The sequence below is a fragment of the Nostoc sp. JL23 genome (assembly GCF_017115065.1).
Taxonomy (GTDB): Bacteria; Cyanobacteriota; Cyanobacteriia; order Cyanobacteriales; family Nostocaceae; genus Nostoc; species Nostoc punctiforme_A.
The window spans coordinates 73,726-96,659 of sequence record NZ_JABXKN010000145.1 but is presented as its reverse complement, the minus strand read 5'-3'; the positions used below and the strand labels follow the sequence as shown (position 1 = coordinate 96,659).

General features: G+C 41.8%; 20 protein-coding genes. 9 read left to right on the top strand and 11 right to left on the bottom strand.

What is annotated here, in order from left to right:
* Positions 1–344: 344 nt before the first annotated feature.
* Positions 345–728 (bottom strand): sulfur transferase domain-containing protein, encoded by a 384-nt coding sequence (locus HWQ42_RS31705; RefSeq protein ID WP_292819112.1) that lies wholly within the window; start codon positions 726–728, stop codon positions 345–347.
* Between the two features lie 146 nt (positions 729–874).
* Positions 875–3,721 carry a PAS domain S-box protein gene (locus HWQ42_RS31700; protein WP_292819109.1) on the bottom strand — a complete coding sequence of 949 codons (2,847 nt, stop codon included), beginning with the start codon at positions 3,719–3,721 and terminating at the stop codon, positions 875–877.
* A gap of 475 nt (positions 3,722–4,196) precedes the next feature.
* Between HWQ42_RS31700 and HWQ42_RS31695 the strand changes: the two genes are divergently transcribed.
* Positions 4,197–4,448 (top strand): hypothetical protein, encoded by a 252-nt coding sequence (locus HWQ42_RS31695; RefSeq protein WP_292819106.1) that lies wholly within the window; start codon positions 4,197–4,199, stop codon positions 4,446–4,448.
* Between the two features lie 539 nt (positions 4,449–4,987).
* Here HWQ42_RS31695 and HWQ42_RS31690 read toward each other — a convergent pair.
* Positions 4,988–5,209 carry a DUF4327 family protein gene (locus HWQ42_RS31690; RefSeq protein ID WP_292740488.1) on the bottom strand — a complete coding sequence of 74 codons (222 nt, stop codon included), beginning with the start codon at positions 5,207–5,209 and terminating at the stop codon, positions 4,988–4,990.
* 613 nt (positions 5,210–5,822) lie between these two features.
* Between HWQ42_RS31690 and HWQ42_RS31685 the strand changes: the two genes are divergently transcribed.
* Positions 5,823–7,055 (top strand): cysteine desulfurase-like protein, encoded by a 1,233-nt coding sequence (locus HWQ42_RS31685; protein ID WP_292819103.1) that lies wholly within the window; start codon positions 5,823–5,825, stop codon positions 7,053–7,055.
* A 259-nt stretch (positions 7,056–7,314) separates the two neighbouring features.
* Here the strand turns inward: HWQ42_RS31685 and glp are convergent, their stop codons facing one another.
* Together glp and HWQ42_RS31675 are read right to left on the bottom strand one after the other, a co-directional pair.
* Positions 7,315–8,556 (bottom strand): gephyrin-like molybdotransferase Glp, encoded by a 1,242-nt coding sequence (gene glp / locus HWQ42_RS31680; protein ID WP_292819100.1) that lies wholly within the window; start codon positions 8,554–8,556, stop codon positions 7,315–7,317.
* A 23-nt stretch (positions 8,557–8,579) separates the two neighbouring features.
* Positions 8,580–9,206, bottom strand: coding sequence for a PEP-CTERM sorting domain-containing protein (locus tag HWQ42_RS31675; protein ID WP_292819098.1), 627 nt, complete (start codon positions 9,204–9,206; stop codon positions 8,580–8,582).
* A 310-nt stretch (positions 9,207–9,516) separates the two neighbouring features.
* Here HWQ42_RS31675 and HWQ42_RS31670 point away from each other — a divergent pair, with 310 nt between their 5' ends.
* The 6 genes from HWQ42_RS31670 (at position 9,517) to HWQ42_RS31645 (ending at position 13,852) form a co-directional block, all read left to right on the top strand.
* Positions 9,517–10,074 carry an RDD family protein gene (locus tag HWQ42_RS31670; protein WP_292740495.1) on the top strand — a complete coding sequence of 186 codons (558 nt, stop codon included), beginning with the start codon at positions 9,517–9,519 and terminating at the stop codon, positions 10,072–10,074.
* Between the two features lie 44 nt (positions 10,075–10,118).
* Positions 10,119–10,313, top strand: coding sequence for a 50S ribosomal protein L33 (gene rpmG / locus HWQ42_RS31665; protein WP_012411241.1), 195 nt, complete (start codon positions 10,119–10,121; stop codon positions 10,311–10,313).
* A 5-nt stretch (positions 10,314–10,318) separates the two neighbouring features.
* On the top strand, positions 10,319–10,534 hold the full coding sequence (gene rpsR, locus HWQ42_RS31660) for a 30S ribosomal protein S18 (protein ID WP_012411240.1): 216 nt from the start codon (positions 10,319–10,321) through the stop codon (positions 10,532–10,534).
* A 138-nt stretch (positions 10,535–10,672) separates the two neighbouring features.
* Positions 10,673–12,733 (top strand): ribonuclease catalytic domain-containing protein, encoded by a 2,061-nt coding sequence (locus HWQ42_RS31655; protein WP_292740497.1) that lies wholly within the window; start codon positions 10,673–10,675, stop codon positions 12,731–12,733.
* 12 nt (positions 12,734–12,745) lie between these two features.
* Positions 12,746–12,898, top strand: a complete 153-nt coding sequence (locus HWQ42_RS31650) for a type II toxin-antitoxin system RelE/ParE family toxin (RefSeq protein ID WP_334813485.1) — start codon at positions 12,746–12,748, stop codon at positions 12,896–12,898.
* Between the two features lie 105 nt (positions 12,899–13,003).
* Positions 13,004–13,852 carry a 2-isopropylmalate synthase gene (locus HWQ42_RS31645; RefSeq protein WP_292819095.1) on the top strand — a complete coding sequence of 283 codons (849 nt, stop codon included), beginning with the start codon at positions 13,004–13,006 and terminating at the stop codon, positions 13,850–13,852.
* Between the two features lie 18 nt (positions 13,853–13,870).
* On the opposite strand, the gene HWQ42_RS31640 is transcribed toward HWQ42_RS31645, so the two are convergent.
* From HWQ42_RS31640 to HWQ42_RS31620, 5 genes are all read right to left on the bottom strand, one after another.
* Complete coding sequence (locus HWQ42_RS31640; protein WP_292819092.1) at positions 13,871–15,007, bottom strand: FAD-binding oxidoreductase; 1,137 nt, start codon at positions 15,005–15,007, stop codon at positions 13,871–13,873.
* A 44-nt stretch (positions 15,008–15,051) separates the two neighbouring features.
* On the bottom strand, positions 15,052–16,650 hold the full coding sequence (locus HWQ42_RS31635) for a B12-binding domain-containing radical SAM protein (protein ID WP_292819089.1): 1,599 nt from the start codon (positions 16,648–16,650) through the stop codon (positions 15,052–15,054).
* A 248-nt stretch (positions 16,651–16,898) separates the two neighbouring features.
* Positions 16,899–17,858 (bottom strand): NAD(P)-dependent oxidoreductase, encoded by a 960-nt coding sequence (locus HWQ42_RS31630; protein ID WP_292819086.1) that lies wholly within the window; start codon positions 17,856–17,858, stop codon positions 16,899–16,901.
* Between the two features lie 174 nt (positions 17,859–18,032).
* Positions 18,033–19,094, bottom strand: coding sequence for a uroporphyrinogen decarboxylase (hemE, locus tag HWQ42_RS31625; RefSeq protein WP_292740507.1), 1,062 nt, complete (start codon positions 19,092–19,094; stop codon positions 18,033–18,035).
* Positions 19,095–19,455: 361 nt separating this feature from the next.
* Complete coding sequence (locus HWQ42_RS31620) at positions 19,456–20,142, bottom strand: PEP-CTERM sorting domain-containing protein (protein ID WP_292819083.1); 687 nt, start codon at positions 20,140–20,142, stop codon at positions 19,456–19,458.
* A 663-nt stretch (positions 20,143–20,805) separates the two neighbouring features.
* Here HWQ42_RS31620 and HWQ42_RS31615 point away from each other — a divergent pair.
* Positions 20,806–21,543, top strand: coding sequence for a hypothetical protein (locus HWQ42_RS31615; protein ID WP_292819080.1), 738 nt, complete (start codon positions 20,806–20,808; stop codon positions 21,541–21,543).
* 77 nt (positions 21,544–21,620) lie between these two features.
* On the opposite strand, the gene HWQ42_RS31610 is transcribed toward HWQ42_RS31615, so the two are convergent.
* Positions 21,621–22,931: an ABC transporter substrate-binding protein gene (locus HWQ42_RS31610; protein WP_292819077.1), complete on the bottom strand. Its 1,311-nt coding sequence runs from the start codon at positions 22,929–22,931 to the stop codon at positions 21,621–21,623.
* Positions 22,932–22,934 lie beyond the last annotated feature (3 nt).

The window sequence follows — 22,934 nt, the reverse complement described above, 5'->3', positions numbered from 1 at the left end:
ATGACGAATTCCAGAAATTTAGCTAGGCAACAACCTCATTTTTCTTTCCAGTCTTCGGTTTGTTGAGGTATATTCCCCAAACGATAATAAATGACTATAAAAATATTCGCGTCTAGCTCTGGGATGAAAGGCTGTGAGAACTTCAAATCTATGGGATGAGGGATTGAAGGAAGGCGGACAAGGGAGAATTATTGAACAAGTTTCTTTCTCAATCAGGTATAAAACACTATTCCCAATTAAGTACTAAAGCAAAATTGGAGCGATCGCTAGTAGAGCATCACCCCATAATTAACAATTAAAAATTAATTTATTTTAATTTTTAATTCCGCCTTGCGGTACTAGTCTTATATCAAGCCTAAACTAATAACTTTTTGTAGTGCTTTTTCAAAGCCTATACCCTGTTTGATGGCGATATACAAAAATACTATTGCAGCTGAACGAATTGAATTATCGCAATGTATCAGAGTCGGTTTGGGTAGCTTAGTGATGAGCTGATATATCTCGATCATACCTTGATGATTAATATTTTCCGCTTGAGTTTGGAGATTAACATAATACAATCCCAAAAGCTCAGTCTTTTCCTGCTCATGAGCGAGTAAGCCTGTTTCGTTAGCCAAACGTAGGTTCAGTACAGACTTATAACCCTCATCAGCTATTTGTTGCAGCTGATTTAGTGTAATTTGCCCAGCGATCGATAACTCATCATTAATCTTCCTAACAATATTCATCAGCCGCATTAACCCTATTTTGGCAAACTTGCCTACACTCTAAACTTAGGAAAACAATCTGAGGATCTTGTGAGGGATTGGACATTGGGCAGAAGAAGCAGAGGGGAAAAGTTACTGCAACTTTTCCCCTGCTCCTTTTATCTTTACTACCCTCTAAATAGATGGTGTAAAGTGTTCAATAATTCTCTGGCCGTATAGGGTTTTGATAAAATTACTTGCACATTCACATCAGCAGCTTGAGTAAACACATCCATTGAGTTCAGCCCGCTACAGGCAATAATTTGCAGCTGATTGCTCATTTTTCGCAAGGTGCGAATAGCAGTGATGCCATCCATTTCTGGCATCATTAGATCCATCAATACGGCATTTATTTGATGCTTGTGTTGGGCGTAAAGTGCGATCGCCTCAATGCCGTTACTGGCAGTTAGTATCTTATAGTTATGATTTTCTAGGATGATTGTGGCTATCTCCCGAATTTGGGCTTCATCATCTACAACTAAAATCAATTCTCCCTGTCCTGGAAGCACATCCAGGTCTTCTATCTTGAATACTGGGGTTGCTTCCACAGCTGGTAAAAATAGGTCAAATTTGCTGCCTCTACCAACATTGCTAGACACTTTAATAAAACCATCATGGCTTCTCATAATGCCCAGCACTGTTGAAAGTCCAAGCCCCGTACCTGTGTTGACCTCTTTGGTGGTGAAAAATGGCTCAAAAATTCTATCTAATATTTCTGGTGGTATCCCAATTCCATTATCGGCAACGGTAATCACAATATAATGCCCAACCTTGGCATCAAGATTCATTCTGGTATAAGCTTCATCAATAAACTTATTTTCCACAGAAATATTGATATTGCCACCATCTGGTAAAGCATCGCGGGCATTTACTAACAGATTCATTAACACTTGATGCAGTTGTGTAGTGTCCCCAGCGATCGCCCAAATCCCTTCTGGAATAACGGTGGAAAATTCAATAGATTTGGGAAATGTCTGTTTAGCAATTTGGATAATTTCTGAAATCAGATACTGGACTTGGATAATTGTCGGCTCTCCTTTATATCCTCGCGCAAAGGATAAGACTTGCTTCACTAAAGCTGCTCCGCGTTTAGCGTTGCTTTCTATCAGTGTCAGCAATTGCCTAGAAAGCTCCTCGTCTTGGAAACATTTTCCTTGTAATAATTGAGCCGCTGCCAAAATTGGTGTCAATATATTGTTCAAGTCATGAGCAATACCACCTGCAAGGGTACCAAGGCTTTCCAATCGCTGGGTGCGAAAAAACTGCTCTTCGAGTTGTTTCTTTTGGGTGATGTCAGTGTCAACTGTCAGGATGGATTTGGGATCTCCTGCAGAATCGCGCATCAATGTCCAACGGCTTTCCACAATAATCTTCTGACCGGATTTTGTAACTTTATGTAACTCACCTTGCCACGAGCCACTTTCAATTACGCTTTTTAGTGGTTCTTTCAATTGCTGGTGAGTTCCATCTGGGTATAAAATCTCGTGAAGGTCTTTGCCAATAACCTCTGTAGAAAGCCAACCGTACATCCGCTCTGCACCTTTATTCCAGAATAAGATTTGAGACTGGAAATCTCGAACTAATATGGCGTCGGTAGCGATATCAAGAAGAGCAGCTTGTTCGGAGATTTTTTGTTCCGCCAGCTTGCGCTCAGTGATATCCCGATTTGTACCGATGATCCGAATCGGCTGACCGACTTCGTTATAGTAGACTTGACCTTTGCAGTTTAACCAGTGTAGGCTGCCGTCGGGCCAGACAATTCGATATTCTGTAGATCCCTTTCCTTCCTCAATCATCCGAGCTATACTCGCAGCTACAGATTCGCGGTCTGCTGGATGGATTAAATTGAAATAGTCTTCAACAGTTGGACACAAGGTATTGCTCGGCAGACCATAAAGTAGCCCCATACTGGCAGACCAAACACAAGTATTGGCGATCAGGTCGCGATCCCATATCCCTATTTGGACAGCTTCGGTAGCTAAACTCAATCGCGCTTCACTTTCTCGCAGCGATTCTTCAGCCAGCTTGCGCTCGGTGATATCTTCGGCAATGCCACCATAGTAGCTAACTTTTCCTTGCTCATCATAGACAGCAAAACCCCGATTCCAAATCCAGCGGATCGATCCATCAGGTCGCAAAATCCGATATTCTGCTGAAATGGATTGACTACCACTAAGCAGTTGCTCGATTGATTGGGTGGCGCGATCGCGATCGTCTGGATGAACTGTGTCTACCCAAGATGTTGGTTGCTCAAATAAACCTTGGGAAGATCGACCCCAAATCTTCTCATAAGCAGGACTAATGTACAAAGGGTAGAATGAATCTGCGCTACCAATCCAGATCGTGGCGTGGGTATTTTCCGAAAAAGTGCGAAATTTCTCCTCACTTTGGCGTAGTGCTGCTTCAGCTAATTGGCGGTCATGTAGCGCGGCTTGCTGTTCGGTAATATCTCTGCCTACCTGTTGTATTTCAACAACCTCTCCTTTGTCATTCTGAATTGCGATCGCATTCCATTGAAAGTAGCGAAGACCGTTGGCTGTCAATGCACATCGCTCACAACTAGTCAAGGTATAATATGAAGATCCTAAAGCTGTGATACTTTCCATCACTTGAGGCAAGTCATCTGGATGAAGAAACTGTAAAAATGACTGACCACGAAACTCATCTTGTTTCCAGCCGAAGGTTTGACAAGCTGCCACATTGGCAAAGGTAATCTGCCCCTGCAAATCAATGCGGATAATTATGTCAGTTTGGCTCTCTACGAGTTGGCGATAGAGGTTTTCGCTCTGCCGTAATGCAGTTTCTGCGCTTTGGCGTTCAATAATTTCTTGTTGCAACAGGACGTTAGACATCACAAGTTCTGCTGTCCGTTCTGTCACTCGTTGCTCTAACTCCTCGTAAGCTTGGTGCAGTTTTTCTTTCACAACCTGGAGTTCTTCGAGGGCTTGCTGAAGTTCCTGATTAACTTGCATCATTTGAGCCGATTGTGCCTCAACCCATAATTTTAAATTATTTTGACTTTGGCTACGGACTTGCTCTATCTCAATTGGCTGAATATTTTCTGATTCATCAAGACAATAGCTTCGACTAAAAAACTATCAGGGCTAATCGATCATAGAGAATGATTAATAACATGATTTCAGCTAGCTAATTTAAGCAGTTGCTCGTTGAATCTTATGGTTAATTTGTCAATTATAGTGATCTTCCTGAAATTTATCTGAAGATAATTTGAGGATTTTGTGAAAAAACGGCTAAATCAGCCGGAAAGCATTACTTAAGAAATGTGTATAAGTTTTGCTAAATAATTAAGTATTTTAACTATCTTCACAAGTTTCTCATATTTAAATACTATAGTCAAAATATAGACAGTTTCTTTTAAATATCTACGGGCTTCTCAAGTAGCTGCCCTAATTTGCAATAACACTTTTATGAACAGGATTTGAGAAAAATATGAATTACTGCCCTTGCTGCTCAAGCCTACTTTTAGAACATATACGCGGTGCAGAGACTTACTGGTTTTGTCGCCACTGCTGGCAGGAAATGCCTATTTATAATTGGAATGAATCCAGTTCATTCGCTGATGTTGTCCTGGGTAAACTACCTAGAAAGCCTCAACAAGAAAAACGTAGGAGTACTATTGTCTACGCAAGCCAATGGCAATCGATTACCGAATGGATTGGGTTAGAAGAGTTATCTACCTAATCCAATTTACTGAAATCGTTTAGTATAATTATTTTTCTTTATTTCAGTAATTAATTGCTAAAAATGTGAGATTGTAGCCCAAGGATCAGGTATTAACTGAGACAGATCAAAAAGAAGACAGAAAACTTTCTCAAACCCACAGCCAAAGAGGTGAGGTTGCTTCTAAGGTTAGGCTATGTCCAACTAGAGGAGCAAGCCATAATTAGCCATTCCCATGCAGAGTTACAATTTTTCTTAACTGATCTGTATTGGCTTTTAAGGAGTTCGGTGTCAATAATTATTGTTGGGATAAAGAAGGAAGAAAAAGAGTTTGAGCCTTGTTTACTTTTCTTCACACAGCTTGTTTTGATTGTGGTAACTTGCTTAACAGAGAATTATTGCTACGCTAGCGATGGTTCCCTTATCTTTTCAAGCACCTCAGCCATGCATAAAGATTTATTGCTTACTTTAATAATCTCTTGTTTATAACTCCCGATTAATTCGAGAGTTTTTAATGTTGAAAAATAGATTTGTAATTTTGATTTTATTGGGATGCAGCCTCAATCATCTTCCCAAGATTCATGATTCAGTAAATCGATAATTCTATCTCTGAGTAGAAATTCGTTTTTTTCTAGCTCAAGTTCAAAATTAATCCATTCACGATGAGGAATATATTTACAGAGGGTATAAATTGGCTGCTGACGGTTAACAAGTCTCTTTTTAACAAGTTGAAGTGCTTCTTCCTGGATAACCTTGATGTCATATTTAACCGTAGTATTCATAAGTCGTTCCTTTATTTTCAATCAAGGAATTAAGACTCAAAACAATAGTTGCTTTGACTCTCCCTTAAAGTTATCAAATAAAATTGGCGAAAATTGTGAAGAATCAAGACATTAATAGTTGCTGGAAGTTAAATACAGAATATTTCAACTTCTCTACGAACACGAACAGCTTGTCAAAGATAGAGGCTACGCCAACGTGAGATACAGAAATACCCAACCACTTTCCCTTTTGTAAGGGTTGCCACTACCTTGATCGACCCGACTCACTTGTTCGCTCTTAGCGTTCCTGCTATAAAAGCAAGTGGAGTGAGGTTTGGGGAGGGGTGTAACTTTTATAGTTACAAATAGTAAAATATTCTTTATAGGTTTAAGTATACCCTCTTTAGATAGGTTATTGCAGAAGACATCTTTAGAAATTAAATAATATGCACGATCTAGAACGCTTGTAGAGACATAGCAGTGCTACATCTTTCTACATACTTTTTCACCAGATGTCTAGAGCAAGAAGGCTGTCACAATCAGATGCAAACATCAAAAGAGAATATAGATGTTCTCTGGGCGACTTGTCAGAAGGTAGGCTAGGGTAAAGAACATTCTCTATAAAACTTATACTATGCTCTTGAATCTTGATAAAGTTCGTCAATATTTTCCTGCTCTAGCTGGTGAATGGACTTTTTTTGATAATGCTGGTGGGTCACAAACCTTGAAAAAAGTAGTAGATAGAATTAGCGAATTTCTCCTAAGTTCTGATGTCCAGTTGGGAGCTTCTTATGGGGTTTCTCAACTTGCTGGAGAACGATTGGCTTTAGCAACTAGGGGAATGGCTACTTTCATTAATGCCAATTCTTCTAAAGAAGTCGTTATGGGCCCATCTACTACAATGATGTTGAAAGTTCTCTCAATGTCTCTGGGTCAAACCTTTATACCTGGTGATGAGGTTATTGTTACTAATTGTGACCATGAGGCCAATATTGGTGCTTGGGTAGCTCTTGAAAAACAAGGAATGAAGGTTAAAGTGTGGCAAGTTCGTCCAGATACTTTAGAACTTCATTTAGCAGATTTAGAACTATTGATGAGTCAGCGCACAAAACTGGTAGCCTTGACTCATGCTTCTAATGTTCTGGGAACCATCAACCCGATCAAAGAAATTGCTGCATTTGTACACGATCGCAACGCTATGATTTGTGTAGATGGTGTAGCTTATGCACCTCATAGATTAGTTGATGTCCAAGATTTAGATGTTGATTTTTATACTTTGAGTTGTTATAAAGTCTATGGGCCTCACCATGCCTTACTTTATGGAAAAGAAGAACATTTATTAAGATTGCCTGGTCTTAACCATTATTTTATTGACCAGACAGACATACCTTATAAATTTCAGTTAGGGAATGTCAATTTTGAATTAAGTTATGGAATGTTAGGTTTATGTGATTATTTAAGTGAATTAGCACAATTGCACTACGGAAATGAAACTGCACCTGATTTGAGACATAAAATGGTGCAAGCATTTGATTTAATTAGCATACATGAAGAACATATTAGCGATCGCCTCCTAAATTACCTCAACAGCAAGGCTAATGTGCGAGTGATTGGTCAAGCAAAGGCTGACCGTCAATTCCGTGTACCAACTATATCTTTTGTCGTCGATGGAATTAATAGCTCAACCATTCCAGCAAAAATTGACCAACATTATATAGGAATTCGCTACGGGGACTTTTATGCTAAACGGCTCATTGAATACCTTGGTTTAGCATCCCAAGGTGGAATAGTCCGGGTGAGTATGGTGCATTACAACACCCTTGAGGAAGTTAACAACTTGATTGAGGCTTTTGAGCAGATATTTTAAGATTGGGGATTGGGGATTGGGCATGGAGAAAAGACAAGGGAGAGACTTGTTCAATAATTCCTCCTTGTCTCCCTGACTTTTCACGGTATCTGGAAAACCTCTCTCTAAATCTCTCTCCTTTTAGGAGAGAGACTTTGAATTTTCCCCCTTCTCGTGTCGGGAAGGGGGTTAGGGGGTTAGGTTTTTCGTGCGCTTTTCCACATAACGTGAAAAGTTAGCTTGTCTCCTTGTCTCCTCACTCCTGACTCCCTACTCCCCATTACCTGTTACTAAGCTGTAAAACTTGCACTTCTTCTTGTGGCAAAATTACTGTTTGACCCACAGGTAGAACAGCTAAGGCATTGGTTTGAGCTAAATTAATTAAATTCCCAGAACTGTGACTACCACCAGCTTTGTGAAATTCATAAACTCCATCAATTAAATGCAATTTCCCCCAAAGGTAAGTTTCACGTTTGCCATCCGATCGCAATTCATCATGCGATCGCACTTTCAAAAATAGTGGTTCCCAACCTTCAGTAATTCCCGAAAGTTTCTTGATTGCTGGTAGCACGAACCGCCAAAATGTCACCAACACAGCAGCAGGGTTTCCTGGTAAACCAAAGTATAGTGCTGAATTTTGAGTTGGGAAAGTGGCGACAGTAAGGGGTTTTCCTGGACTTATCTGTACAGCCTGAATGTGGATTTTTGCTTGTAGTGACTCTAAAATTTTGTCAACATAGTCATAATCTCCTACTGAGACGCCACCAGAAGAAAGAACTATATCAGCGATCGCAATGGCGTGAGCAATGACTTTCTCCAGAGCAACTGGATCATCTTTCACAATGCCTAAAATTAACGGTTCTGCACCACTTTGCCTCACTAAAGCTGCCAGCGCATACTGATTAGAATCCACAATTTGCCCTGGTTGCAACGGTTGATCGACTGTCACCAACTCATCACCTGTGGAAAAAATTGCCACACGCGGACGGCGGTAAACACTTAATTGCCGACACTGTGCAGCTGCTAAGACAGCAATTTCTGAGGCATTTAACTTAATTCCTGCTGGTAGTAGTTGTGTTCCAGCTTGATAAAAAGATGCTTTGCGTCTGACAAATCCTTGCGGTTTTGGCACATCCAGGATAAACACGCGGTTTTCTTCGCGGCGTGTCTTCTCTTGCATGACTACAGTATCCGCACCTGCTGGGATTACCGCACCTGTGAAAATCCGTGCGGCTTGCCCTGGTTGAATCGTAGACTTCGGCTGATATCCAGCCGGAATCTCTTCAACAATTTCCAAAATGGCTGGTTGTTCGGTGCTAGAGTGCTGTACATCTTCATAGCGAACTGCGTAGCCGTCCATTGCCGAATTATCCCAATGGGGAAAATCTAGCGGACTGGTGACAGGCGTTGCCAAAATGCGACTATCTGCTGTCAATAAATTTACAACTTCTGTATCTCGTTGAAGATCCAACGGCTGCACCAAATTTAAAATAATTGCTTGTGCATCGCTGACTGATAACATAGCGATCGCCTCCGACTTTTCTTTTATTCTTGGGTAGCTTTGTCTAGATTTCTATAAGTGGTAAGTCCCAAGCTACACACTGCTAGTAAACCGATAATTATGCTTCCTTCGGGGATTTTGGATACCTGAACCGAATTGTTGCTTAAATCTAGTATTTGCTTTGTGCCTACTGTATCTCTATTGTTAAAACCAAATTCTTTAGCTAGAACCTCATCACTAAAACCTTCGTCTATGAGTGCGAGATTATTATTAAGCCATGTGTCGCCAGGAAGCTCATCATCCTTGCCAACATCGAAGGGACCAAAGATTTGCTCGGTAGTGTTATCAAAGTTGAATCTCAAAAAGCCGTAGTTAGATATCCCACTAAGCACTGGAGTGAAACTATTTATGAGATTACTCAAGGGATCAAAAAAGGAAATTGAGAGAGATTGCAAGTTCTTCGTAGCTCCCAAGCCTGTTTCAGAAATGACGCTGGGAGCAGTTGTTGTATCGTAGTTAAATGAACCTTGAGCTAAATAACCAGTGTCTCCTGTCCAGTTAAATTTGAACTCAGCAGCATGAGCTAGGTTGTTCGTGTTTATGGCGATCGCTAACGTTAAAGCAGTAGTCGTCACCAGACTAATAGCTGTTTTAGTAAACAGATGTGTCATAGATACAACTTCCAAATTAATTAAAATGAAGTTTCTACAACAATACAATACAGATGTACAACCCTACTGTATGTTGCATTCATGAGGTGTAGCGGCTACTCTATGAGATGCCAACCAAGTACCAGCAGGGTATGAAAACTGGCATAGCTGCTTAATCCTATTTTTGAGTTGTACAGTTGGTAGTTGTACAAATTTTTGTTGGCTGGTTTTTGTTCCTTTACAGCGCAGCAACTAGCCAAGTCATCATCCTAATATTAAAAACAGGAGCGATCGTTATTTCCCAACCCCTAAATAAAAATACCTATTGTGTATGACTATCGAACGACTTCCCCAAAAACACTATCCCAAAGCTGAGATTGGGCGACGAGGTATGGCATTAGGACTTGATTTCCTTGGTGTCTGGTTAGTCAGTTCCCTGCTGGGAGGCGGCGATATCGGGATTCAATTTGTGGAAATCTTAGTTTTTGTCATACTTTGGCTAGTTTCGCGGGTGCTGGTGCCATATAACAATCAAGGGCAAAGTTTAGGGCGTTGGGCGTTCGATTTAAAGGTGTTGGAAGTTGAAGATGGAGAAGTAGTGGGCAGAATTCCCGATTTGCTCTCACTGGTGAAGCGAGAGGCGATTATCGGTTTGGGTGCTTTATTAGTGTCAATTGCCCTGAGCAATATTAGAGCCAATCCCACTGCTATACTGCTAGTAATTCCCCTAGCAATTGATTGTGGGACTGCCTTCTCTGATACCCAGATGCGGCAGGCTTTACACGATCGCTATTGTGGAACTTTCATCGTTTCGTCGCGTCGTGGCTACTCGCTCGATATAAAAATTAAAAGATTAGTTGAAAATATGCGGCGGAATGTGAGAAGATAGTCATTTGTGTTAATTTCTCTTCAGGCTTCACTGTTTGTAAGATTATGGCTAAGAGTAAAGGTGCCCGCATTATTATCACACTAGAGTGTACTGAGTGCCGGACAAATTCAGATAAGCGTTCTGCTGGTGTTTCACGTTATACCAGTACTAAGAATCGCCGCAACACCACCAACAGGCTAGAACTGAAAAAGTTCTGCACCCACTGCAACAAACATACCGTTCACAAGGAAATTAAGTAAAAAAGATGAGTTATTTCCGTCGTCGCCTTTCTCCGATCAAGCCAGGAGAACCAATCGATTATAAAGATGTTGATTTATTGCGTAAGTTTGTCACCGAGCGGGGAAAGATACTGCCACGTCGGATTACCGGGCTTACGTCTCAGCAACAGCGAGAGTTGACATTAGCAATTAAACGTTCGCGGATTGTGGCTTTGTTGCCATTTATCAATGCGGAAGGCTAAAAAGAGTGATGAGTTATGAGTAGAGACGCGATTAATCGCGTCTGTACAAAGAGTTAAGAATCAAAACTCCTAACTCCTAACTCCTAACTCCTAACTTAAAACTATTTAAACTGTTCACCAAATTAGAGTGCGAGAGTTGTGGAGAAGGGGACGCTAGTTGAATTTAGGGTTCAAGGCGATCGCCGTCTGGGCATCGTAGAACGTCCAGACGGTAAAACCCGCTGGTTTGTGGTAGACGAACGTGGACAATCCCACAGCCTCGCGCCTAGACAAATAACCTATACAGTTACCGGACAGACTTACAAGGCTTCTGAGATTGCCAGCTTTTTGGAGCAGATCAAGCCTTATTTAGACCCATCTAGTTTAGAAGTGGCTTGGGAATTACTGGTTGAAGATGGCGAAACAGTTACCCCAGACCAAATGGCGAATCTGCTATTTTCAGAATCAGCCGCACCTCCTCGTTACGCCGCCTATTGCTTGTTATCAGACGACAAACTTTATTTCAAGCAAAAAGGAGACGCTTACGAGCCGAGAACTGCTGCTCAAGTGGCAGAACGCAAGCACCAACTGGAAGTAGAGGCACTAAAAGCTAAAGGACAGCAGGAATTTTTAACTCGTGTAGAGCAGGCGCTCAAAGGTGAAGCAGTAGAGTGGCAGCGCCACGATCGCCAGCGCTTAGAAGGGCTAGAAAAATATGCAGCGCTAATAGCTGACACGGTGCGGACGGGGGTTAATTATGACTCCTTGGCTCGCGCTTATCCGCCCAGCGCTCCAGTATTAGAAACTATGACCATGCTGGGACGGCCCACAACGCCCCAGGGGGCTTTTCAACTATTAGTAGATTTGGGTTGCTGGAGTCCTTATGAAAACTTGTTCCTGCGTCGTTCTTCAATTCCGATTCAATTTCCTCATAAGGTATTAGAAGTGGCGCAACAGCGTTTGGATTTCCCGCCGATTGACTCAGATGCAAACCGCCTTGATCTGACTCACCTGAAGGTTTACACCATTGATGATGAAACTACCACAGAGATCGACGATGGTCTAAGTTGGGAAGTACTGCCCGATGGACGGGAACGGTTGTGGGTGCATATCGCCGATCCCACAAGATGGTTAGTACCGGAAGATGAATTAGATTTGGAAGCCAGAAAGCGCGGTAGTACAGTCTATTTACCGACGGGAATGATTCCCATGTTTCCAGAGGTGTTGGCAACTGGGCCAATGAGTCTGATCCAGGGAAAAGTTTGTTGCGCCCTGAGTTTCGGGATTATTTTGGGTACAACTGGGGGAGTAGAAGATTACAGCATTCATACCAGCTTTATTAAGCCGACTTATCGCCTCACCTACGAAGATGTAGATGAAATGCTGCAATTGCGGGTACAAGCAGAACCAGAAATAGCTGCGATCGCCACTTGGGCACAGCGGCGTAAAGCTTGGCGTTACGCCCAAGGGGCAATTAGCATCACCATGCCCGAAGCGACGATCAAAGTCAAAGGTGAGGAGATCCACATCGATATTTTGGACGATTCCCCATCGCGGCAATTGGTAGCAGAAATGATGATTGTTGCCGGTGAAGTTGCGGCTCGTTATGGTAAAACTCATAACATCCCTTTGCCTTTTCGCGGTCAACCGCAACCAGAATTACCTCCAGATGAGGAATTGCTTCTACTTCCAGCCGGATTCGTTCGCGCTTGCGCCATGCGTCGTTGTATGCCCAAGAGTGAAATGAGCATTACGCCTTTGCGCCATGCTGGTTTGGGCTTGGATACTTACACTCAAGCAACCTCTCCCATCCGCCGCTACAGTGACTTACTCACCCACTTTCAAATTAAAGCCCATTTGCGGGGTGAAGTTCTGCCATTTTCCGCAGATCAACTTAAAGAAGTGATGATGACTGTCACCAGCATCACCCAAGAGGTGACGATGGTGGAGCGACAAACTAATAGATATTATGCTCTAGAGTATTTACGCCGTCATCCAGAGGAAACTTGGGATGTGACAGTGTTGATGTGGCTGCGAGAAGACAGCAACTTAGCCCTAATTTTGTTAGAAGATTTGGGCTTGCAGTTGCCAATGGCTTTCAAACGTTCTGTGAACTTGGGCGAACAGATAGTGGTGAAAGTTAGCCACGCCGATCCACAAAAAGATATGATCCAGTTCCAAGAAATAATTTATCAAGAAGCCCAAACAGCGGCGAATTAACTAATTTGTCATTTGTCATTTGTCATTAGTAATAATCGCCTAGTATTATCATTGGCTGATTTTCCTAATATGGGGCAAAGTTTCGATAATTTTGCCCGCGGTTTACGGAGTTTTCCAGTAGAAGATTATTTAATATTTTATCGCCCTATTGATGGTGGTGTGTAAGTTGTACGTATTGTCAGCGGTTATCGGGATTTAGAGACAGTTTTCTTAAGTGAGGATATTCCTTAATATTGCATTTGATGTAAGCGATCGCTATCTCTAGCCAATATGTCAGAAAATAATCAAAAAATAATTATTTTTGATACCACCATGCGTGATGGAGAATTGACGCCTGGTGTAAAGATGAATTTACAACAAAAAATCATCATCTCCCAATTGCTCGAAGAAATGGGAGTAGATATTATTGAAGTTGGTTATCCAGCAAGTTCTCAAAAAGATTTTGATGAAGTCTTTAATATTTCTAAAATAATTAAAAATTCTACTATTTGTGGACTAGCTAGTTCAAATTCAAATGAAATAATCACTCTTGCTGAAGCAATTAAACCAGCAATCAGAGCTAGAATTCACACTTATACTCCGGTAAATCTGAAAAATAAGTCTAAATTAACCAAAGAAGAAGTATTAGCAACAATCAAAGAGAGTGTTTCTCTGGCACGCAATTACTGTGATGATGTAGAATGGAGCGCTTTTGATGCTCCTAGAAGTGAGCCAGATTTTTTGTGTAAATCTATTGAAATTGCAATTAAGAGTGGTGCTACTACTGTTAGTATTCCTGATAGCTTAGGTTTGGCATCGCCAGAAGAGTTTTCGCAACTTCTGCAAATGATTCTGAATCGAGTACCCAATATTAACGAAGTTGTCGTTTCAGTACACTGTCATGATGATTTGGGTATGGCAGTAGATAATTCACTCATTGCTTTAAGTTGTGGCGTGAGGCAAATTGAATGTGCAATTAATGGTTTGGGTGCGAGGAAAGGTAACGCAGATTTCAGTAAAGTTGTGATAGAGGTTTTAAAACAAGGGAATTATCAAATTGATATTGACACCTCATTAATTAATAGAGCCTCAGATTTAGTTAACGAAATCACTGGAATTAAAAAGAAAGAAGAAACCTAAAATATTATCAATACAGGTTTAGCCAGACTGAGGTAATGAGGTATGACTGAAGCGATCAACTGCGAAGGGACTTAAGTCGGTGGAGACTGGTCTGTTAAGCACCAAATCGGCAGCGATCGCACCAGAGTAGGGCCCTACTTGCAGCCCATACCCACCATGCCCGGTGGCAAAATACACATTTTCAAAGCCAGGTACTTGCCCAATAAAAGGTTCAGTATCCTGGCTCTGCGGACGAAAACCGATACGCACATCCTGTACAGTGGCAGACTCTAGTCCGATCGCCATTCGCAGCCCCTCGTTGATAATCTCCCGCATTCCGCCCATAGTCACACGATAGTCATAGCCGACATTATCGCGTGTTGCGCCCACCACTATGCGATCGCTCGGAAAAGTCAGGATGTAGTGTGTAAATCCCATAACAATAGACCATCCTCCAGTCTCGGTCTTAGGAACAACTAAATGGGCGATCTGGCCACGCTGTGGATACACTGGCATCGTTATACCGAGTTGCTTGGCTAGGGTGGCTGACCAAGCGCCAGCAGCAACAATTACTGCTTCGGCCGCTATAGTCTGACCTTCAACCGTGACGGCCGTCACTTTTCCTTGATCAACCACCAACTCAGCACGACCATGAACTAGAGATCCACCGCGCTGAACAATTGCCCGTTCCAGTGCGCTACAGAGTAGTTGACCGTCAACACGAGCAGCTTCAGGAATATGAATCGCAGCCTTAACTGGGCTGAGGGCTGGAAAGAAGGATCTAGCAGCGTCGGAATCGACTATCTTGGCATCCCCGATGTGATTAAATCCAGCTGTCCGGCGTTCCTGGATTTGTTCCAGTAACTTCGACATTTGGGACGCCTCTTCGTCGGTAGTAGCAACATGAAGTGCCCCCACCTTCTCATACCCAGTATGGTATTCACCGTCCTCAGCCAGACTTGCAATCAACTTGGGGTAATAAGCATGGGGTTCCTTTAAAAGCGGCAGAATCGGATCGCCAGACGGGAACCGATTGCCTGGCGATAAAATTCCTGCACCCGCCGTCGTAGCTTTGCCTTCATCAGCCCGATCAACTAGGACTACTGGCACGCCATAACGCGTTAGTTGGTACGCAGCGCTCATACCCACAAGTCCACCACCGATTACGACTACCACCTTGAAGTCCTTCTGCAATGGGATATTGTTTGATTTGGAAGTTCTTAACTAACTACCGCTTCAGCTTTTTCCTCAGCTTTTTCTTTAACTAGAACATAAGGCGTTTCTGCACCTTGTGCTAAATATTCAGCTAGCTGACTTTCAATTTGATCGCGCACAATTTGGCGATACTCCAGAAAATGCTCGTTGTGGGCGCAAGCAGCGATGTAATGTTCAATAACTCCAGGGTTCCGCTTGAGAATGCTGAACAAATGATGCCAGAATTTCCAACGGGTTTCCCGTTTGATTCCTTGTCGCCAAATTACAATTAGCAACGCTTTTATAACTACCCACTCTGGCATTTTCGCTGGGGCTTTCCAACTCGGCAAGCCCATCATCAAGAAGCAGCGATAGGTGCGATCTAAGTACTGTATTGGGTCGTATAAAGTACAGAAGGCTTCAATATATTCTCGTGCAAGTTCTTCTAGAGGACGGGTAGGCAGGAAGTTCATCAATGTTGTTTGGTTGATGTTGCCATCTTGATTCTCCCGTAATCGTCCTTCCTTTTTCAGGCGATGCCAAAGCGCAGTATTAGGTAACGCTTGCAACATGGCAAAGGTAGTTGAGGGAATTGCTGCTTGTTCCGCAAAACGGACGATGCGATCGCCTGCGCCGGCTTTTTCGCCATCAAAGCCGATGATAAACCCAGCCATTGGGCGCAATCCCGCTTTGATGATAGTTTCAACTGCCTCAGTTAGAGAACTGCGAGTATTTTGAAACTTCTTGGTCATTTGCAAACTATCCTCATCCGGCGTTTCGATTCCCAAAAATACCGCCGAGAAACCAGACTCAACCATCAACTCCAACATTTCTGAGTCTTGGGCTAAGTCAATTGAAGCTTCAGTGTCAAATCGGAAGGGATATTTGTGTTCTGCCATCCAGACTTTTAACTCTTTCAGCAACAATTTCACATTTCGCTTGTTGCCAATGAAGTTGTCATCCACCATGAACACACCCCGCCGCCAACCCAATTCATAGAGGCAATCTAACTCTGCTAAGAGTTGGGCTGGGGTTTTGGTGCGCGGTTTGCGCCCGTAGAGAACAATAATGTCACAAAATTCGCACTGGAAGGGACACCCGCGCGAAAACTGCACCGACATCATGTCATAAGCGTTCAATTCTAATAAATCAAAGCGGGGTATTGGTGTGCTGGTGACATCAGGTTTTTCTGTGGCGCGGAAAGTCCCAGAAGTTTCACCCCTTTTTATTGCCTCAATAAACATGGGCAGCGTGATTTCCCCTTCATCCAGAATCAGAAAATCTGCGCCAACATTTTCAACTTCGTGAGGTACAGAGGTGGGGTAGGGACCGCCAACTGCAACTAGTTTGCCACGTTTTTTTGCTTCCTGAATTTGGTCAAGTAAATCTTGTTTCTGGACAATCATCGCAGAGAGAATTACTACATCTGCCCATGCCCATTCTGCTTCTGTTGCTGCACGGATGTTGCGATCGACCAGCTTGAATTCCCATTCTTGGGGCAGAATCGCCGCTACTGTTACTAAACCCAGAGGTGGTAATAAAACCTTGCGATCGACTAACTCCAAGATTTTTTCATAAGACCAAAAGGTTTTGGGAAATATTGGATACACTAACAAGATTCGCATGTAGTATCAATCCTCACACTTTGATTGTTATCCCACTCTAACGAAAATAAAGAGTTATTGACTTTTTATTAAAGTTGTTTTATTTTACCATTGATATTTTTAACTCAAATCAAGGGACTGGAGAGCAGAGAGGAAAGAGGTAATTTTCCATTCTTCACTCATACCTAATGACCCCAGTCGCTCTCTACGAGATGAGGATAATTTTCTGCTAATATTTTCCAAACGTTGTCAAAAGCCACAGATTATAATCAATTTTTAGCCTTTTCAACACCGCTAATTTTCAAAACATCACTCATGGTTGCACAATAATTTGGCAAGCCGAAACTATCGGGATTGATGAATTTTTTGTATGTAAAATGCCGATAGTTCATGCAAAACCGATCCCAAGCGGCCATCCGAATGCGAAACAGAACAATAATCAAATTAGCTAATGCTATAGATATGGGAATGCGAAAGTAAATCTTTTTGCCAAAATAAGCACAAACTTGTTTCACTGCTTGATTAGCAGTTAATGGTGCTTGAGCTAAAACCAGCCGACGTGGTTGATCGTTTTTGGCAGGATGATCGATTAAATATCGCACTACAGTGGCAATATCTTGTGCGTGGATAAAGTGAAAACTGCCATCTGCTTCCAAAAAACGGATTACATTAATATATTTCGTCACTTCTGTAATACCAGATGTGACAGCAGAATAGGGTTTATTCGCATCACCGCCCAATACTACAGTCGGAAAAACTGTGGTAATTTTGGGTGCGATCGCTAATTTTTCTTTTTTCTCTAAGCACTCATATTTAGAACGGATATAATCTGTCCCAATTTCCCCGGCTTCTTTCAATGGTTGATTGTAGCGATCCAAAACGCTAGCTGTCGAAAAATAAATTACCTGCTGGCAACGTTCGGGATCTAGCAGTTCGAGTAATTCTATTGTCTTGACGACATTAATATCAAATGTCCGATCGCCACCCCAAGCTGTGGCTGTAAGTACCGCTGTATCAATTGTGGATAGCAAATCGCCAAACTGGCGAATATTTTGCATATCACCTTGTAAAACGTTGATGCCTGAACGTGCCTTGGTATCAACTTGTAGCTTGCTTGGGTTCCTAACTAATAGATACAGTTCGTGATTTGTTTCTTTAATTAAGGCTTCTGTTAAATAATGACCTACACAACCACTTGCACCAGTCACTAAAATCCGCTTCTGGCTCATAAAGAGTTTTTCAAAATTTAGGAGTTAAAACTAAAGAGTTAAGAATAAAGTTAAAAGTTCCGAATCAGGAGTTAAAAATCAAGTTAGGAGTGACAAGTGAGGAGTTAAAAATAACTTTGCACTTCGCAACTGATAACTCCTAACTGATAACTCCTAACTCATAACTCATAACTCTTAACTCTTAACTCCTGCAAGATTCAATTCCTTTGCGGTTTCAAAGAAGAAAGCGACATTTTCTTCGGGAGTTTCTGGTAAGACACCGTGACCGAGATTGAGAATGTGACCCCAATTGCCAGCTTTGCGAACCGTATCGAGAATGCGATCGCGGATAAACTGTTTAGAGCCGAATAACACGCCTGGGTCAAGATTTCCTTGAACTTTTACTTGTTTACCCAATCTGGCTCGTGCGTCTGCCATATCAACTGCCCAGTCTACACTGACAATATCAGCACCCGATTGTCCCATTCTTTCCAACACACCCGCACTACCGCTAACTAGCAAAATCAAAGGTGTATCGGGATGGGTTTGCTTGACTTGCTGGAAAACTCGCTGCTGATAGGGGAGAGCAAAAGTATCATAATCTTGAGGACTCAATTGACCCGCCCAAGAATCGAACATTTGCACAACTTGAGCGCCACAGTCAATTTGGTAGCGGGCATAGATGGCGATCGCATCTGCTAATTTAGCTAACAGTTGATGCAATATCGTCGGATCTGAAAATGCCATGTTTTTGATGATGGAATAGGTTTTAGAACCTTTTCCCTCTACTGCATAAGCTGCTAATGTCCACGGCGCACCCACAAAGCCCAGCACCGTTGATTTATCGCCTACTTCCGAACGCAGCGCTTGCAATATTGTCTTGATAAATGGTAGAGCTGCTTCTGGTTCTAAAGGATGCAGAGCATCGATTTGTTCTTGAGTGCGGAGGGGTGAGTGAATGATTGGCCCTTTACCTTCGGCGATGTCCATGTCAATGCCCAAACCAGGTAAGGGGGTGACAATATCAGAAAATAAAATTACTCCATCTGGTTGGAAGGCTTTCCAGGGTTGCAAGGAAACTTCAATTGCTACTTCTGGAATTTCGGAGCGATCGCGAAACGAAGGATACTTCTCTCTTAAGTCTCGATATGCTTTCATATACCGTCCCGCTTGTCGCATCATCCATACAGGGGGACGATCTACTACTTCACCACGAGCAGCCCGTAAGAGATGAGGAGTCGTTGAATAAACACCCATTTATTACTTCATCCTATTTATGCCACTGTTTAGCTTATCATTCTGGGATTACGCTTTTCCAGCAGGTTTTCAGGAAAAGGTGAATAGCAGGGCATAATAGTAATATTTTATAATATTTTGATTATTGGATATGAGCGATCGGTTGGCTTGACTACAGTATTAATGCCAGCAAGTGCTACAAGTTATTGTTTTTTTGGCTTATCCCATGAAATCATTGCTTTAAGTCCCATGTAGAAATGCACCTCTCACTTATGCATCAGTAGGAGCGTATGAGGAAAACTCCATGAAAAATAACAAATGTGTCTCTACGCTTGCGTAGAGACACATCCTTAAGGGTTTTTAACAGCTATCCTGATAAATATTATCCTTTCACTGCCACTTTCTGTTGTGAGCGTTTGAAGACTGACATCATACCACAAGCACCTATTGCTAACACACCTAACATCGCATTAGATTCAGGAACGCTCTGGGCTAGTCTATAGGCATGGTTATCTGTTTCAAAGGCAATACCATCTGAGCGCATCACAACTCGGTCAAATGTTTCTCCTGTATTAGCTACAAGATTGATAAACATATTAGCTTCAGTGCTAGTCCAACTACCATTAGCTATAGCAGTTGGCACATCTGCACCACTAAAAGTCTTTAACAACTGATTACCTTTGTAAATGTCAACAAAGTTGTAACTATCCAATGAACCTGCATAAAAACCGAAGTAATTAACAGCTTCTTTGAAGTTAATATTGACCAAACCACTGTCGCCTGCAACATTACTACCTACTGGAGCAATTGTGAGAAATTTGGTGTTATCTCCATAAGGTGAAGCATATTGACTAGATACGCTACCTTGAACAATGTTACTAGTAATATTAGAGTAAGTAACAAATCCATTAGGATCATTTGCTGTGCCATCGTCAAAGGTGACAGTTTTGGCATCAGCGTAGCTAGAAAACGGGCCACTATTGACTTGTAGAGTTACGGCACTAGCTGGATTCGCACTCATGACCACAGCAGTCATTCCGAGTAAAGCCAAGGAGATTTTTTGCAGCATTCTAGTAATAAACCTTGAAGGACACAAAGAGAATTAAGACTGAACTTTTCTTTAAACCTAGCTCTGAAAAGCTGGTTTCCTTACTCCAACAAATTAGAAGAAAATCACAAAGATTATTAGGTCTTTATGTATGACTATTGTTGGGTAAAACCAGATCGAAGATGTAAGTTTATCTTGATGCTTTGTAATCCTATTTTGATTTTTATAACTCGTAAAAGATACGGTGTATATACTAATTTTTCTTTAAAGATTAAGTGAAGGTTCTTGTGCAATTGTAATGGGCAGGGCAAACGCATCTAAATTACTCTTGATCACAACCAAGGTTAAGAACTAACAAAAAATCACTATTTATCGTTTGGTTTAGTTTCCCAGACTCAAAGCGATGTCTATGATAGGCTACCCCTAAATCTTTAGCAATAAGAATAGGTTAATGAGATTCTATTGAGAATAGACTGTTATTATTGACATAATATTCTCGCCTTGGGGAAGTCGCGAGTGGCGAGTGGGGAATGGAAAATAGGGACTGGTAATTGAGAAATAGAGTAAAACAAGAATCAATATTTAATTGAGGATTGGCCAAACAGGGCATTAGTTAATTCTCCCCCTGCTCCCCTATCTCCGTGATCTCTGTGATCTCCTATTCCCTCACTCTCCTAACTTCTTATGCAAACTGACTCTAACAGTCCCGATCATCTTACATCTGCTAATAACGAGCCTAACCCAGGAAAGTTTTTGATCCCGCGATCGCAGCGACAGAGGTTCTTTATTCAGTTTACCTTAATGACCATCATCGGATGGGTTGTGGGTGGCGTTGCTAGTATCGCTTTAGAGAAAATTATTCTCCAAAGTCTCTCACCTAACATTGCTAATCAACCACAAACATGGAGCATTTTGGTTAGAAGTCTCAGTAACGTTATATTTGCCGTGATTTTCGCTGCTGACCAAGCTCTTGTCCTTTACCGATATTTACCGAGTTGGCAGTGGCTATTTGCTACTAGTGTAGGTTGGCTGATTGCCAACGGTGTTTCTACAGCCTGGATTAACTACATTTCAACCATTGCCTCATCATCTTCTGAAGATACTTTGATTTTTGGATTTTTGTCTGCGATCGCATATATAATTTCTGGAATTTGGCTAGGTATTTGCCAATGGCTGGTGTTGAGGCGATATACAGCAGGCATTTGGTGGTGGAATTTTGTACCCTCAATCTCTTTTTTCTGGATCACTATTTTGGTTTGGTTGCTTTTTCTGGTGCAAAATTTGATTCCAGAAACAAACCGTAACTTTATATTGTATTGGAGTGGACAAGGGCTTACAGCAATAATTTTGGGACTTGTACCAGCAATTGGCTTGTGTACTTTGAAAAGAAATTCACATCGCCGGAGTGGAATTTCTGGTTGATCATAATTAAATCGGGCTTGAAACCTAGTTTGGTGCAAGGCTAAGTAAAAAGGAAGCCTTAGTTAGGATTTTAGATTTCATCTAGATTGCAGGGAATCCCAAATTGAATCGAGGTTTGCTTGAGCTTGTTTGAGTGCTGTTTCTGGAGACGCACCTAGCATGGTGGCTTCGATAGCTCGACCTAAACTGTCAGACAAGCGACTATAGCCAGGAATGATTGGTCGAGAACCTGATACAGGCATTTGGTCAATAAAGACTTTCAAGACAGGTTTTTGCTGGAGAATTTCTTGATAAGCCTGACTTTGGGCAGATTTGATGTTAACTGGTAAAAAGCCTGTCCCTATACTCCATTCTGTTTGGAATTCTTCACTTAAAACATACTCTAAAAATTTGAGTGCGGCTTGCTCTCTTTCTGGCGTGGTCTTCATCAAATACATATTTCCAGTGGCTGTCACCGTCGCAGGTTTCACATTTGCAGGTATGGGAAATACTTTAAAATCAACATTAGACTTCATTATATAAGTCCAAGGTCCTGTGATCTGCATTGCAACGCGACCAGAAATAAAAGCGTCTTCTTCATAACCTCGCTCTGGGGAAGAAAGGGTTGCTGAACCATCTTTTAATATATCCTGCCAAAATTGTAAGGCTGCGATCGCACCTGGATTCGTCAAATTTGGACGGTTATTGGTCACAATCTCTCCGCCAGCGCTCAATAAAAAGGGGAACCAACTAAATACAGTCCATTCTTCCTTTCCTAAAGGCAGTAACATTCCGTACTGTTCAGGTCGATTGTCACCATTCCGGTCTATGGTCAATTTTTTGGCAACTTCCTTCAAATCTTCCCAAGTCTTAGGAATTTGCGTAATTCCCGCAGCTTGGAAAAGTTTAGGTCGGTAAAAAATGCCTAAATTGCTCGTGTAAAGAGGGATTGACCAAATATGACCGCCTAATTTTAATTCTTCCCATAAGTTGGGGCTAATTTCCGACTTTAAGGGCAATTTGTCCAGCCATTCTTCTAAAGGCCGAATTGCCCCTAATTCCATAAATTGACCTGTCAATTGAGGGTTGAATGACAGAATGTCTGGAGGCGTATTGCCCACAACTGCTGTTAATATTTTTGGCAATTGGGGTTGACCTATGAAAATAGATTCCACTTTAACATCAGTATGTGTCTGATTAAATTTATCTACGAGTTTTTCAAACACATCCCGGTTAACAGGGGGATTGATTGATTGCCACAGTGTCAGATGAATAACTTCACTATTTTTCTGTAGTTGAGCCTGACAACCAAATAAAAATATTGAACATAAACTCAGAACAATTCCCAGAAATGAAAACTTCCAGATAGAACGGTTATTTCTTATACCAATCTTCCTTTGCGATCTCACTGT

What these genes read in the sequence shown, in the direction of transcription:
- HWQ42_RS31685 (WP_292819103.1), top strand. Translation starts at nt 5,823, where the DNA reads ATGCTCTTGAATCTTGATAAAGTTCGTCAATATTTTCCTGCTCTAGCT.
- HWQ42_RS31620 (WP_292819083.1), bottom strand. Translation starts at nt 20,142, where the DNA reads ATGCTGCAAAAAATCTCCTTGGCTTTACTCGGAATGACTGCTGTGGTC.
- HWQ42_RS31690 (WP_292740488.1), bottom strand. Translation starts at nt 5,209, where the DNA reads ATGAATACTACGGTTAAATATGACATCAAGGTTATCCAGGAAGAAGCA.
- HWQ42_RS31615 (WP_292819080.1), top strand. Translation starts at nt 20,806, where the DNA reads ATGCAAACTGACTCTAACAGTCCCGATCATCTTACATCTGCTAATAAC.
- HWQ42_RS31705 (WP_292819112.1), bottom strand. Translation starts at nt 728, where the DNA reads ATGAATATTGTTAGGAAGATTAATGATGAGTTATCGATCGCTGGGCAA.
- HWQ42_RS31670 (WP_292740495.1), top strand. Translation starts at nt 9,517, where the DNA reads ATGACTATCGAACGACTTCCCCAAAAACACTATCCCAAAGCTGAGATT.
- rpsR (WP_012411240.1), top strand. Translation starts at nt 10,319, where the DNA reads ATGAGTTATTTCCGTCGTCGCCTTTCTCCGATCAAGCCAGGAGAACCA.
- HWQ42_RS31645 (WP_292819095.1), top strand. Translation starts at nt 13,004, where the DNA reads ATGTCAGAAAATAATCAAAAAATAATTATTTTTGATACCACCATGCGT.
- rpmG (WP_012411241.1), top strand. Translation starts at nt 10,119, where the DNA reads ATGGCTAAGAGTAAAGGTGCCCGCATTATTATCACACTAGAGTGTACT.
- HWQ42_RS31635 (WP_292819089.1), bottom strand. Translation starts at nt 16,650, where the DNA reads ATGCGAATCTTGTTAGTGTATCCAATATTTCCCAAAACCTTTTGGTCT.
- HWQ42_RS31695 (WP_292819106.1), top strand. Translation starts at nt 4,197, where the DNA reads ATGAATTACTGCCCTTGCTGCTCAAGCCTACTTTTAGAACATATACGC.
- HWQ42_RS31700 (WP_292819109.1), bottom strand. Translation starts at nt 3,721, where the DNA reads ATGATGCAAGTTAATCAGGAACTTCAGCAAGCCCTCGAAGAACTCCAG.
- glp (WP_292819100.1), bottom strand. Translation starts at nt 8,556, where the DNA reads ATGTTATCAGTCAGCGATGCACAAGCAATTATTTTAAATTTGGTGCAG.
- HWQ42_RS31675 (WP_292819098.1), bottom strand. Translation starts at nt 9,206, where the DNA reads ATGACACATCTGTTTACTAAAACAGCTATTAGTCTGGTGACGACTACT.
- HWQ42_RS31630 (WP_292819086.1), bottom strand. Translation starts at nt 17,858, where the DNA reads ATGAGCCAGAAGCGGATTTTAGTGACTGGTGCAAGTGGTTGTGTAGGT.
- hemE (WP_292740507.1), bottom strand. Translation starts at nt 19,094, where the DNA reads ATGGGTGTTTATTCAACGACTCCTCATCTCTTACGGGCTGCTCGTGGT.